Below are 13,386 nucleotides of genomic sequence, written 5' to 3' on the forward strand. Positions count from 1 at the left end.
CACAGGTCCCTTTCTGGTATAATAGAAGTCTGTCGAAGAAAGATTTGGCAAGCTTCAACTAAAAGAGGACAAGGTGGAGGGGGATCATGGCTACCTACACGCCAATGATTGAACAATACTTGCGGGTCAAGGCAGAGGCGCAGGATGCGTTTCTCTTTTTCCGGCTAGGCGATTTTTATGAGATGTTTTTTGACGATGCCATTTTGGCCTCGAAGGAACTGGAAATTACATTAACCGGACGGGATGGGGGCACGAAGGAAAAAATTCCGATGTGCGGAGTTCCCTACCATTCGGCGGACAACTACATACACCGGCTGATTGAGAAGGGTTATAAAGTTGCGATATGCGAGCAACTGGAGGATCCCTCGGTCGCCAAAGGCGTCGTTAGACGCGAAATCGTACGGGTGATTACTCCGGGCACCATTATGGAAGGCAAAACGGTTAGCGAGCGGGTCAATAATTACATCGTATGTATTACCGAGCAGCAAGGCACGATGTCCTTGTCCGCTTGTGATCTGTCTACTGGAGAACTATATGCGACCTCGGCGCCATCCAACAAGGAGTGGCTTCGTGATGAAATCGGTCTGTACGATCCGGCGGAAATGATTGGTGATGTCGAACTGCTGGAATGGGTTAACGGACAAGCCGCGCCGCTCAGCAAACCTGTTGTGTATACTCCTTGGACCAAATCAAGAGAGGATACAGGGCGCACCTTGTTTGGGGAAGCGGAATGGACTCGTCTGGAGCCGGAGCGCTGTGACAATATCGCTTTGCTTGTTGGCTATTTGAGTGAAACCCAGAAACGTTCTCTTGGACAATTAACGAAAATATCCACGTATGAGCCGGAGCATTTTATGATTCTCGATCCTTTCACCCGGCGTAATCTGGAGCTAATAGAGACGGTTCGGGAACGCTCCAAGAAAGGCTCCCTGCTATGGCTGCTCGATAAGACCGAGACTTCCATGGGCTCAAGACTGTTGCGCCGCTGGATCGATAAGCCATTGTTACAGAAGGGGCGTATTGAGGAACGGCTGGAAGCGGTAGGGCATTTGCATGGTGCGTTTATTTTGCGTGAGGATTTGCGCAGCTCCTTGCAGGAAATCTATGATTTGGAACGGCTGGTCGGGCGTGTCGCCTTTGGTAATGCCAATGGCAGGGATATGGTGGCCTTGAAAACCTCCTTGCGTCAGGTTCCGCAAATCAAGGAATTGTGCGCGGGCTCAGGGTCGTCTACTTTACAGGGGATTGCGGCCTCAATGGATGAGGCTAAAGACCTGGCGGACATGATTGATACGGCGGTTGCCGACGATCCTCCGGTATCAGTGCGGGATGGCGGTATTATCAAGTCCGGTTACCATGCACGATTGGACGAGCTGCGGGAAGCGGGAGCGAACGGGAAGCGTTGGATTGCTGAGTTGGAAGCGGCAGAACGGCAAGCAACCGGCATTAAATCACTGAAGATTGGCTACAACAAAGTATTTGGCTACTATATTGAAGTCACCCGTGCCAACCTGAATTCCTTGCCTGAAGGGCGATATGAGCGCAAGCAGACGCTGGCCAATGCGGAGCGGTTCGTTACTCCTGAGCTAAAAGAGAAGGAAGCGCTGATCCTGGAAGCCGAGGAGAAAATGGTTGACCTCGAATATGCGCTGTTTAATGAACTGCGCGAGCAAATTGCTGGCAATATCCCGCGATTGCAAAAGCTGGCAGAGCAAATTGCCGGTATCGACGTGTTGCGTGCTTTGGCAGCCGTGGCATCGGAGAACCGCTTTGTTAAGCCGCAATTGACGGATGGTTATGATCTTATCGTGGAGCAGGGCCGCCATCCAGTCGTGGAGTCGGTTATGCATGATTCCGCGTTTATTGCTAATGGCACAGCCTTGCGTAAGGAAGACGCCAGCATTCTGTTAATTACAGGGCCGAATATGGCGGGCAAAAGTACGTATATGCGGCAGGTAGCCCTTATTTCAATTATGGCGCAAATCGGCAGTTTCGTTCCGGCTAATCAGGCGGAAATGCCACTGGTGGACCGCATCTTTACGCGAATTGGAGCGGCGGATGACTTAATCGGGGGCCAGAGCACCTTCATGGTGGAGATGGCTGACATTCAAATTATGACCGAAAAGGCGACACCGCGAAGTCTGATCATCATCGATGAGTTAGGACGTGGTACATCCACGAGCGAAGGGATGGCCATCGCCCAGGCGGTCATTGAGTACGTGCACGACCGTATCGGCTGCAAAGCGCTCGTATCAACCCATTTTCACGAATTGGCTCATCTGGAGCAAAGTCTGCATGGGTTGTGCAACTATAGTATGGCTGTGCAGGAGAGTGGCGATAAGGTGCACTTCTTGCGCAAGCTGATTCCGGGTGCGGCCGACACTAGCTACGGTATCTACTGTGCCAGATTGGCCGGGTTGCCAGACGAAATTATCGGCCGCGCCTACGGGCTGCTGCATGGTTTGGAAGATGACGGACTCGAACAACGTTCTGCTGGTTTGACGGAGGCCAAGCTCGCGGCGCTTGAGGTTGCTGCGGGAGCAACTGCTGTTGAAAAGGTCTTGGACAGCGATGAAGTCAAAGAGGTTGTACAATTATCGATCTTTGGTGACGAGGAACCGAAGCGGAAAGCGAAATCCGTTCAAGCTCCGGAAGATCCAGGTACGCGGGAGATCATTAATCTGATTAAAGAGATTGATTTGATGAATATGACACCGCTACAGGCGATGCAGCTAGTCAACGATTTGAAGATGAAGGCCAGGGAGCTATAAGCTTCTGACCGTGTACCGTGAACCGGACTTATTTGACGGGAGGACAAGGAAATGGCAAAAATCGCAATATTGGACGAGCATATTGCCAACCAGATCGCAGCCGGGGAAGTTGTGGAACGCCCGGCTTCCGTGGTAAAGGAATTGGTGGAGAACGCCGTGGATGCGGGAGCGACGAAAGTCGAAGTTGCGGTGGATGAGGGCGGATTGCAGTTGATCCGGGTGACGGATAACGGATCAGGCATTGATCCGGAGGATTGCGAGACGGCTTTTTTCCGCCATGCTACCAGCAAGATTGCGACCGGACGAGATTTGTATCAAATTCGCACGCTGGGGTTCCGGGGCGAGGCGCTGGCAAGTATCGCCGCCGTGTCCAAAGTCCGTCTTGTCTCGGCTAACAGCGATACGGGACTTGGGCGCATGATTGAGATTGAGGGCGGCACCTTGAAGAAGCAGGACGACGAGGCGGTCCCGCAAGGAACGGATATTCAGGTTAAGGAATTATTTTACAATACCCCGGCAAGGCTAAAATATATGAGAACCATCCAAACGGAGCTTGGACATATTTCGGACGTGATGTACCGTCAGGCGCTGGCGCATCCCGAAATTGCCTTTACGCTGCGGCATAATGGCAATACGCTACTGCAAACTCCGGGCGGGGGAGATTTACTGCAAGTGATTGCCGCCATCTATGGAATTAACACCTCCAAAGGGATGGTGCCGATTGAGGCGGAGGATCTGGATTATAAGCTGACGGGATTTATCGGACGTCCCGATCTGGCGCGCTCTAACCGCAACGGCATGTCGACGATCGTTAACGGCCGATATATCCGCAACCATGGGCTGCATCAGGCCATGCTGCGGGCCTATCATACGCTGCTGCCGATCAACCGTTATCCGATTGCGGTGCTGATGCTGGACATGCATCCATCGCTGGTGGACGTTAACGTGCATCCGGCGAAGCTGGAGGTGCGGTTCAGCAAGGAGCCTGAGCTGAACGGGTTTGTGGAGAACAGCATCCGTGCGGTGCTGTCCGGGCAGGTGTTGATTCCGCAGGTGGTGCGGCAGAACATCGGCAAGGGAGGAAGTCGCTCCGTGATCCAGGAGCAATTCCATTTCGCCGCGCCGGGTTCAGGCGCAGGGGATGGGTCCGCCGGGCCAGCGGCAACGGCGGACCAGGCTGTGCGCCCGCCAAGCACTGGCGAGGGCCGCTGTCGCCTGCGCGGCTGCAAGAGATGCCGGAAGCGCTGTACGGCGGCTCGCCAGAGGCGGCGCCGGAGCTTCCGGCCTTCCCCGAGCTGTCCTTGATTGGACAGCATCACGGCACTTACCTGATCGCCCAGAACGAGCAGGGCTTATACTTGATCGACCAGCATGCTGCGCATGAGCGGGTCAATTATGAATATTACTATGAGAAGTTCGGACATCCTGCGGATGCCTCTCAGGAACTGCTGTTACCGATTACGCTAGAATTCACACCTTCGGATGGAGCCAAGCTGCAGGAACGCTTGCATTGGTTCGAGCAAGCGGGGGTCATTCTGGAGCATTTCGGGGGCAGCACCTTCCGTGTGGTGGCTCATCCGTACTGGTTCCCTCAAGGGGAGGAAGCCGAGATTATTGAAGAGATGGCTGAATGGGTGCTAAGCGAACGGACGATTGATTTGTCTAAGCTACGCGAGAAATCATCCACCCTGGTATCCTGCAAAGCGTCCATCAAGGCGAACCAGAAGCTGACGCCGGAGGAAGCAAATACGCTGATTCAGCGGCTTGCCGCCTGCAAACAGCCGTATACCTGTCCGCATGGGCGTCCCATTCTTGTCTCCTTCTCTACCTATGATTTAGAAAAGCTGTTCAAACGGGTCATGTAACGATAGCAGGTGGCCGTAAAGGAAGGAATTGGAATTTAATGTTGATCATTACAACAGGTGACCACGAAACGCCTGGTACCGTGCAGCGGGCGCGTGAATTGGCGAAGCTGTCTAATCAGCCTTATGTGTCTAGAAGCCGAACCGCACTACCCAAGCTGGCGGAGCGCTACGGCGATGCTGATATTTTGGTCATCCTGGAGCTGGGGGTACGTCTGCATCGCACTGGGCAGGAACCCATGGTGTTTCACCCCAGCATGGCCTTTGTGCGGGCCAAGCGACTACTTAAAGGCGAAGGAGACGCCATGCTGGAGGCAGCCAGAGTAATGCCCGGCGATACAGTAATCGATGCCACAGCCGGGCTGGGCTCCGATGCGATGGTGTTCTCGTTTGCAGTAGGTGAGAAAGGCCGTGTTGTGGCGCTGGAGGATTCGCTTCCGCTCTGGGCTTTGCTATATGAAGGCTTGCAGCGATACACATCCAGGATTCTTCCCTTCAATGAGGCACTTAGACGGATTGAGGCTCGGCAAATGCACCATCTGGAGGCTTTACGCGCTATGCCTGATGATAGCGTCGATATTGTCTATTTCGATCCGATGTTCCGCGATCCGATTGCGGAATCATCTTCTCTGTCTCCCTTGCGCTCCTTCGCCAATTCGAACCGGCTGGATGCCGAGGCCGTGAAGGAAGCCTGCCGGGTAGCGCGCAAGTCCGTGGTCCTTAAGGAGCAGAAGAGCAGCGGAGAATTTGACCGACTGGGCTTTACTCCCTGTACCCGTGCCCATTCTAAAATAGCTTACGGAGTGATTTCACTTGACTCAAACTCAAAAACCTAGACTGCTTGTGCTGGTGGGACCTACCGCTGTGGGCAAGACGAAGCTGAGCATTGAACTGGCCAAGTCCCTGTCCTGCGAGATTATCTCCGGAGATTCCATGCAGGTATACCAAGAAATGGACATCGGCACAGCCAAAATCAACCAGGCAGAGATGGGCGGCGTCCCTCATCATCTTATCGATGTGCTGAGACCGGATGAGCCCTTCTCTGTCGCTATGTTTCAAGAGTGGTGCCGGGAGCTTATTCCAGAGATTACAACGCGGGGGCATTTGCCTTTTATCGTTGGGGGAACGGGTCTGTACGTGGAATCGGTCTGTTATGAGTTTCAATTTACGGATGCGGGGGCGGACGAGGCGTTTCGCACCAGCCAGCAGGCATATGCCGACGAGCAGGGAGCGGAAGCCCTGCATGCCAGGCTTGCTGCCGTAGATCCGAAGTCGGCGACCCGGCTGCATCCCAACGATGTGCGGCGCGTCATTCGGGCCTTGGAGATACATCATCTGACGGGCGGCACGTTATCGTCTCAATTGGAAGGACAAAACAAGCAATCGCCCTACGAGCTTTGCATCATCGGTTTGACAATGGACCGTCAAATGCTTTATAACCGTATTGAACAGCGAATTGACGAAATGCTGCGGCTGGGGCTGGTCCATGAGGTGCGGGGATTGCTTGCTAAGGGGTATACCCGTGAACTTATCTCGATGCAGGGACTTGGCTATAAGGAAATCATCGAGCATTTAGAAGACGGACTGCCGCTCGAGCTGGCTGTGGAAAAATTGAAGCGAGACACCCGCCGTTTTGCTAAAAGGCAGCTATCCTGGTTCCGCCACATGAAGGATATTGCCTGGATTGACGTCGGCGATGGTGAAAATTTTTCCGGGATTTTAGCGGAGGCCCATGCTATAATAGCAGGAAAGTTTCCCGCTGATCTTGAATATAATTCAAAACACTAATTGATTCCTATTGGGGGTACGGCTATGAATAAGACCATTAACATCCAGGATACATTTCTAAATCAACTACGCAAAGAGAGCATTCCGGTCACCGTATTTTTGACAAACGGCTTCCAGATCAGAGGGACAATCAAGGCATTTGACAATTTCACCATCGTAATTGATAGCGATGGACGCCAGCAAATGGTGTACAAGCACGCAATCTCGACCTTCCAGCCGCAGCGTAATGTATCGCTGATGCAGGAGCAGCCGAGCGAGGACTAAGCTGAGCTGAAACTTTTTTGATTTCAATACGTTAAAAGTATAGGTAAGAAAGGAGCAACCTGATTCGGGTTGTTCTTTTCTTTCCATGCACCTGAATAAGCGTAAGCCTTTAAGTGAAGTTCAAAAAGTTGCTTCATCCAATTAACGGTAGCTATTTGTAGATTCATCATTAATTAACACTTTTTGAACAACCTTGGATAGGCAGATTGGCAGGAAGGGAGTCAGAAACATGTCTAGTAAAGATCCTTCAAGACTGCAAAGAAGCGGTCACACCGAGAAAAAGCCAAATTCGTCAAAATCACCAAAGGCGAAGAAAAAGAGAAGGCTATCGGTTAGAAAGGTATTATGGACTTCGTTTTTTACGATTGCGTTTGCGATATTTTGTGCGATTGCGGGTTACATGTATATCACGGTCAGCGGCGAGAAGATTTTGCTGGAGAACCAGGATAAATTGACGGTGTATGAAACGACCAAGGTTTACGATCGAACCGGTGTCCTGATGGGAGAACTCTCGATTGACAAGAGTGAACCCGTGGACCATGAGCAAATCCCTGAACTGCTTCGGGAAGCGTTCGTTGCTACGGAAGACCGGCGGTTCTTTGAGCATAACGGGGTAGACTTGTGGTCCATCGGCCGTGCGGCCGTTAAGGATATCGTAGCTCGTTCCCTGGTCGAAGGGGGGAGTACGATTACCCAGCAGTTGGCGAAGAACATCTTTTTAAGTGCTGATAAAACGTTCTTCCGTAAAGCGACGGAAATGTCGATTGCGATGGCGCTTGAACGGCATGAGACCAAAGAGGAGATTCTTACTATGTACCTCAATCGCATTAACTTTGGGGGAACCGTTTATGGCATTAAGGCTGCCTCCATTCGTTATTTTGGGGAGAGCGATCTGAATAAGCTGGAACTATGGGAAATGGCTACACTGGCAGCGATGCCTAAGGCTCCTTCGCGCTATAATCCGCTCAAGAACCCGGATTTGTCTAAGGAACGGCGGGCTGTCGTGCTTGAGTTGATGTATCAAGAGGGCTACATTACCGCCGAAGAGCGGGATCACGCCAAGGCCGTAGATTACGATTATGAGCCTCCGGCCAGAAATCAAAGCTATCTTGCGTTCATAGATTATGTTGTTGAAGAAGCAGAAGAGAAGTTTGGCCTGACGGAAGATGAACTGAACCGTGGAGGCTACAAAATCTATACAACGATGGATGCTAAGGCGCAGAAGGCGCTGGAGAAGGCATTTGATAATGAAGATTTCTTCGAGAAGAGCAAGGACGAGCAGCAAGTGCAGGCGTCTATGGTTATCATGAACCATGAGAACGGCAGCCTGGTCGCTCTGCTTGGCGGGCGTGACTACCAACGTAAAGGCTTTAGTCGTCTGGATAGCCGTCGTCAGCCAGGATCGGCATTCAAGCCGATCGTATCCTTTGCGCCGGCCCTTGAATCCGGCAAATTTACGCCGAATTCACAGATCAGCAACGAGCAACAGTGCTTCGGCGACTACTGTCCGAAGAACTTGCATGGCTATTCGAAGAGTATTAATTTAAGTACGGCTCTGACCAAATCGGAAAATATTCCGGCGGTGTGGCTGCTCAATGAAGTTGGCGTTGGCACCGGTGTGAAATATGCCAAAGAGATGGGCATTACCATGGATAAGGATGATCGTAATCTGGCGATTGCCCTTGGTGGCTTGACCCATGGGACCAATACGCTTGAAATGGCGGGAGCCTTCAGTGTCTTTGCCAATGGCGGATCTTATAACCCGCCGTATTCCATCAAGACGATTGTAGATCATAACGGCGTTGAGAAATATAAATATAATGCACCCAAGCCCAAGCGTGTGCTTAGTGAGCAGACCGCTTACTACATGACTTCGATGTTGCAGAACGTCGTAAATGAGGGGACCGGGAAGCGTGCGAAGCTGGATCGTCCGGTGGCTGGTAAGACGGGAACGACTCAGCACGGTATTCCGGGACTTACGAGTAGTAAGAACCGTGATGTCTGGTTCGTCGGGTACACACCGGAATGGACCGGGGCCGTATGGATGGGTTACGATAAGGCGGATAAGAACCATTTGCTGAACGGCAGCAGTGGTCAGACCGCGGCCTTGTTCGCTGCCGTCATGAACGAAGCGTTGAAAGGAGTACCGATGAAGTCATTCCCGGTTCCTAACAATTTACAGCCAGAGCAGGAGGAAGAACCGGAATCAACTGCTCCTACAGGCTTAAGTGCTTCTTATAATGTAGATACGGGCGTAGTATCGCTAAGTTGGAATCCTGTGGAGCAGGCGGATGTTGTCTATCGCATATACCGTCGCGAAGCTACGGAGGAACAGTTCAGTCCGATTATGGATTCTGTTACGACGGAAGCCGAGGATATTAGCGTTACTTCGGGTACGGGCTATATCTACTATGTGACGGCTTATGATCCAATCAATGCTGTGGAGAGCGATCCATCTAATAACGCTCAGGTCTTGATTGAAGCCGAGAGTCCACCTGAAGGCGAAGAACCGATTGATCCGGGACAGGAACCTCCAGAAACGCCTAATTATCCGGGGAACGGAGATGGCGGCCAGAATAACGGTGGAGGCAACCACGGCACGACTCCTGGAAATGGCGAGAATTCGGGTGGCACAGGTGGCAACGGTCAGGAAGGCACGAACCCTGGCGGCAACGGCAGTCAAGGGAACGGGTCTGAGAACGGAGCCGGCAACGATTCCGATCCAATGGATGGAGATGATGGGGAGAGCATATCTCCCCCTGCAGGCGAAGTTGAGGAAGGAGGCAGCATTCAGGGCGAGGTTCTGAATACTCCTCCTGGAAATGGCGGCTAAACTCTTGGCCTGCTAAGGTGAAGAGGTTATACGGAGACCCCTGGTGGCACATAAGGTGCAGCCGGGGGTCTTTCTGCTGCATAATGCGGTGAAAAATGTTTTTTGTGACTCTTTTTCAAATATGGTAAGCTGATATTACACTGTGTTGAAAGGGTAATATGTATGAAGCGAAAATTCGGAGACCGCGCAAATTGGCGCCGTGTGACCCAGCGTCAATTCAAATCCAGATACGTGGAGAGCGGCATATTTACGGGTCACGTGACGTTGTACAGCATCACCGCCTTGCGGGATCCGTTATGGAAGACATACGGAGGGCATACGTTTCGTATCGCGGACAAGGGCTTTACTTGGTTGCAGTATTATCCGAAAGGCGAGCATTTCATCGTTACGGCCATGTTTGATGATCATGGAGATATCGTAGAATGGTACATTGATATCTGCAAGACGCAGGGGATTACGGATCAAGGCGTGCCTTGGTTTGATGATCTGTACCTGGACATTGTCGTATTGAAGAATCGTGAAACCTTCCTGCTGGACGAGGATGAGCTGGATGAGGCGCTAACCAAAGGCTTGATTACCGTTAAGGATTATGATCTGGCTACGGAGACCGCAGAGCGTTTGCTTCATGCGATTAAGAATCAGCGCTTCCCGTATTTTGACCTGTCTCTGGAGCATTATCGCAGCGGCTTTATGACATCAGAGCCTTTTGAGCCGGGAGGAAGTCAATGATGCGGGGAAGAAGGCGGAGCATGGGATATTCCATGGCTCCGACCGGAAGGCGAGGAGGCAGCCAGCGTAAGCGTCTGCTTCGCTGGACACTGCTCGTGCTGGTGCTGGGCATCTGCTGGATATTGTTTGTTCTGGCGCAAATCGGTAGTATCGAACGCAATGCGGCCGTGAATTCACAGCTTGCCGAACCCGCAGATGTGGGGATTGTCCTCGGAGCATCGCTATGGGGAGACGTGCCCAGCCCTGGTTTGAAAGAGCGCCTTGATCAAAGCCTGGAGGATTATAAAGCAGGCAGGTTTAAGTTGTTTGTGTTGACTGGCGGTCTGGACACCCCGGAGTCCAGCTTTACGGAGGCGGAGGGGATGGCCAATTATCTGGAGCAGCAAGGCGTGCCGAGAGAGAAGATGCTGCTGGAGAACGAAGCTACCAGCACCTATGAAAACCTTAAGTTCAGTCAGGAGATTATGAAGGAACAAGGCTTCTCATCGGCTTTGATTATCACGCATGCCTTTCACGGGAATCGGGCGCTGGAAGTAGCGAACGCACTGGATTACGCCAATCCTAAAATGTCTGTGATTGAATCCCAGGTGTTAAAGCCGTTTCCCAACACGTTCAGAGAGGTGCTGGCCTATTCAAAGTGGAAGCTGGACCAACTGGCACTACTGGTTGGCCTGAAATAGCAAAACTTCTAATAACGGACAGGGAGAGAGAATACATTTAAAAGTGTGCTCTTAAGTAGGAGCATCTACTGAATTTATTCAGCCCTACCCTTATAAAGAGGTGATTACTATGTCTGGGCGTGTCATGGCCAGAAGCGGCTCCCCTGAGGAGAGACCTTCCCGGCAGATTAATGTCATCTTGCGCAGTAGCGAACCGCCGGTCGTTTCCCAAGCAGTTCCTGACAGTGAACCACAGCCTGCAGCAAAGCCCTCGCCACAACAAGGTCTCTTTGCAGAAATTCAAAAAGAATTAGATCACTTGATTGGCCTGGACCATATAAAAGACCTGATGTATGAAATTTATGCCTTGCTACAAATTGCATCAATGCGCTCGGACGCAGGACTGCTGTCGGGGACGCAGGTTTATCATATGGTATTCAAAGGGAATCCGGGAACGGGTAAAACTACGGTGGCACGTATTGTCGCCAAGATGTTTCAGCGCCTGGGCGTGCTCAGCAAGGGCCATTTAATTGAAGTGGAACGAGCGGACTTGGTGGGCGAATATATCGGCCATACGGCGCAGAAGACGCGTGACCTGGTGAAGAAGGCGCTGGGCGGTATCTTGTTTATTGATGAAGCATATAGCCTGGCGCGTGGTGGAGAGAAGGACTTTGGCAAGGAAGCGATCGATACGCTTGTCAAAGCCATGGAGGATCATAAGAATCAGTTCATTCTGATCTTGGCCGGTTATTCGGATGAGATGGACTTTTTCCTGTCGACAAATCCGGGCCTACCCTCCCGCTTTCCGATTCAAATGGATTTTCCCGACTACACCATTGATCAGCTTATCCAAATTGCCGAAGGTATGGCCAAGGAACGCGACTATATTCTGATGCCGCAGGCGATACTCAAGCTAAAGCAGCATTTATTGCGGGAGAAGTGTGAGAGCGAGCAGATATTCAGCAATGCCCGCTATGTTCGTAATGTTATAGAACGCTCTGTTCGGCAGCAAGCGGTACGCCTGTTGAACCAGTATGCCGGCGGCTCGCCGGGAAGGCTGGAACTGATGACCATTCGTACCGAGGATATGAAGCTGGACAAGAAAAATGGATCATCAAACCCTATAGGGTGAACGAATCATAGCAACAAGAACGAACCGGTTGAGGGAGAGGTAACTTAAGCATGGCAGTATTTGCAGAAGAAATCGTACATTGGCTGGAAGCCGCGGAACGGCAGGTAGAATCACGTTCTAGGGATGTTGACCGGATCGTTGATCAGAATCAATGGAAGGTAATAGAGGCTTTCCAGCGCCATCAGGTTAGCGACTATCATTTTGCAGGCTCTACGGGGTATGCCTATAATGATCGCGGGCGTGAGGTGCTCGATCTGGTATATGCGGACGTATTTGGCGCCGAGGCGGCGCTGGTCCGGCCGCATTTTGCCTCTGGGACACATACAATAGCGACCGCTTTGTTCGGCGTGCTGCGTCCTGGTGATGAATTGCTTTACATTACAGGACGCCCGTATGATACGTTACATAAGGTGATAGGCGCACCCGGCGATGGCAGTGGCTCGCTTCAGGATTTTGGCATTACTTATAATGAGACTGCCCTATTGCCTACTGGAGAAGTGGATTGGAACGCTGTTCAAGCGAACATAAATGAACGGACCAAGGTTATCGGTATTCAGCGGTCCCGGGGGTATGACTGGCGTGACTCCTTTACGGTAGCACAGATTGGCGAGATGGTGGAACGGGTAAAAGCTATTAAATCCGATCTGATTGTATTCGTCGATAACTGCTATGGCGAATTTACGGAGGAGCAGGAGCCTACACAGGTTGGCGCCGACTTGATTGCCGGATCATTGATCAAAAATCCGGGCGGAGGTCTGGCTGAGACCGGGGGATACATTTGCGGACGTAGCCAGCTTGTACAGCTTGCCGCTTACCGTTTGACAGCGCCAGGGATCGGCGGCGAGGTAGGGGCGATGCTTGGAACTACGCGTGGAATCTATCAGGGGTTATTCCTGGCCCCGACCATTGTGGGACAAGCGGTCAAAGGCAGCATTCTGGCAGCGGCCCTGTTCGAGCGGGCGGGCTTTGAGAGCAGGCCGGGATGGAATGACCCGCGAACGGATTTAATTCAGGCCATTGCCTTCACCAAATCAGAGCAATTGATTGCCTTTGTTCAAGGGATTCAGCGGGCGGCAGCGGTAGACGGTCATGTGGTTCCAGAGCCATGGGATATGCCTGGGTATGAACATCCGGTCATCATGGCCGCCGGGACCTTTATTCAGGGAGGAAGTCTGGAGCTTTCGGCGGATGCCCCGATTCGTGCTCCATACATTGCTTATATGCAAGGCGGGTTAACCTACTCACATGTCAAATTTGGCTTGCTCACTGCGCTGCAGACCATGAAGGACCGTAACTTGTTGTAAGTTATCCTAACACATCTATTGACATGTCAGGATAACTGACATAT

11 protein-coding genes are annotated in these 13,386 nt (G+C 51.8%); all 11 read left to right on the top strand.

Features of this window, described 5'->3' with window-relative positions:
* Window positions 1–86: 86 nt before the first annotated feature.
* Entirely contained in the window at window positions 87–2,771 is a 2,685-nt protein-coding gene (mutS, locus tag BN3279_RS18850) for a DNA mismatch repair protein MutS (protein ID WP_059052936.1), read from the top strand.
* 51 nt (window positions 2,772–2,822) lie between these two features.
* Complete coding sequence (gene mutL, locus BN3279_RS18855; protein WP_392396877.1) at window positions 2,823–4,076, top strand: DNA mismatch repair endonuclease MutL; 1,254 nt, start codon at window positions 2,823–2,825, stop codon at window positions 4,074–4,076.
* On the top strand, window positions 4,004–4,636 hold the full coding sequence (locus tag BN3279_RS24495) for a DNA mismatch repair MutL family protein (RefSeq protein WP_392396878.1): 633 nt from the start codon (window positions 4,004–4,006) through the stop codon (window positions 4,634–4,636). The genes mutL and BN3279_RS24495 overlap by 73 nt, the downstream gene beginning before the upstream one ends.
* 41 nt (window positions 4,637–4,677) lie before the next feature.
* Complete coding sequence (locus BN3279_RS18860; RefSeq protein WP_059054562.1) at window positions 4,678–5,469, top strand: class I SAM-dependent methyltransferase; 792 nt, start codon at window positions 4,678–4,680, stop codon at window positions 5,467–5,469.
* The gene (gene miaA / locus BN3279_RS18865; protein ID WP_059052938.1) at window positions 5,447–6,421 is read left to right on the top strand and encodes a tRNA (adenosine(37)-N6)-dimethylallyltransferase MiaA; all 975 of its coding nucleotides are present in this window, start codon (window positions 5,447–5,449) and stop codon (window positions 6,419–6,421) included. Before BN3279_RS18860 ends, miaA begins: the two co-directional genes overlap by 23 nt.
* Window positions 6,422–6,445: 24 nt before the next feature.
* Window positions 6,446–6,685: an RNA chaperone Hfq gene (gene hfq, locus BN3279_RS18870; RefSeq protein ID WP_059052940.1), complete on the top strand. Its 240-nt coding sequence runs from the start codon at window positions 6,446–6,448 to the stop codon at window positions 6,683–6,685.
* Window positions 6,686–6,914: 229 nt separating this feature from the next.
* Window positions 6,915–9,518: a PBP1A family penicillin-binding protein gene (locus BN3279_RS18875; RefSeq protein WP_059052943.1), complete on the top strand. Its 2,604-nt coding sequence runs from the start codon at window positions 6,915–6,917 to the stop codon at window positions 9,516–9,518.
* A 162-nt stretch (window positions 9,519–9,680) separates the two neighbouring features.
* Window positions 9,681–10,247: a ribonuclease FAU-1 family protein gene (locus BN3279_RS18880; protein ID WP_059052945.1), complete on the top strand. Its 567-nt coding sequence runs from the start codon at window positions 9,681–9,683 to the stop codon at window positions 10,245–10,247.
* Window positions 10,247–10,927 carry a YdcF family protein gene (locus tag BN3279_RS18885; protein ID WP_082673136.1) on the top strand — a complete coding sequence of 227 codons (681 nt, stop codon included), beginning with the start codon at window positions 10,247–10,249 and terminating at the stop codon, window positions 10,925–10,927. Before BN3279_RS18880 ends, BN3279_RS18885 begins: the two co-directional genes overlap by 1 nt.
* Window positions 10,928–11,036: 109 nt before the next feature.
* Window positions 11,037–12,038, top strand: coding sequence for an AAA family ATPase (locus BN3279_RS18890; protein ID WP_059052947.1), 1,002 nt, complete (start codon window positions 11,037–11,039; stop codon window positions 12,036–12,038).
* Between the two features lie 50 nt (window positions 12,039–12,088).
* Window positions 12,089–13,342: a methionine gamma-lyase family protein gene (locus BN3279_RS18895; RefSeq protein WP_059052949.1), complete on the top strand. Its 1,254-nt coding sequence runs from the start codon at window positions 12,089–12,091 to the stop codon at window positions 13,340–13,342.
* Window positions 13,343–13,386 lie beyond the last annotated feature (44 nt).

The organism is Paenibacillus senegalimassiliensis (assembly GCF_001486585.1).
In the GTDB taxonomy this organism is placed as follows: Bacteria; Bacillota; Bacilli; order Paenibacillales; family Paenibacillaceae; genus Fontibacillus; species Fontibacillus senegalimassiliensis.

Excerpts from the sequence above, each read along its gene's own strand:
- mutS (WP_059052936.1), top strand. The coding sequence starts at position 87 with ATGGCTACCTACACGCCAATGATTGAACAATACTTGCGGGTCAAGGCA.
- mutL (WP_392396877.1), top strand. The coding sequence starts at position 2,823 with ATGGCAAAAATCGCAATATTGGACGAGCATATTGCCAACCAGATCGCA.
- BN3279_RS24495 (WP_392396878.1), top strand. The coding sequence starts at position 4,004 with ATGCCGGAAGCGCTGTACGGCGGCTCGCCAGAGGCGGCGCCGGAGCTT.
- hfq (WP_059052940.1), top strand. The coding sequence starts at position 6,446 with ATGAATAAGACCATTAACATCCAGGATACATTTCTAAATCAACTACGC.
- BN3279_RS18875 (WP_059052943.1), top strand. The coding sequence starts at position 6,915 with ATGTCTAGTAAAGATCCTTCAAGACTGCAAAGAAGCGGTCACACCGAG.
- BN3279_RS18880 (WP_059052945.1), top strand. The coding sequence starts at position 9,681 with ATGAAGCGAAAATTCGGAGACCGCGCAAATTGGCGCCGTGTGACCCAG.
- BN3279_RS18885 (WP_082673136.1), top strand. The coding sequence starts at position 10,247 with ATGCGGGGAAGAAGGCGGAGCATGGGATATTCCATGGCTCCGACCGGA.
- BN3279_RS18890 (WP_059052947.1), top strand. The coding sequence starts at position 11,037 with ATGTCTGGGCGTGTCATGGCCAGAAGCGGCTCCCCTGAGGAGAGACCT.
- BN3279_RS18895 (WP_059052949.1), top strand. The coding sequence starts at position 12,089 with ATGGCAGTATTTGCAGAAGAAATCGTACATTGGCTGGAAGCCGCGGAA.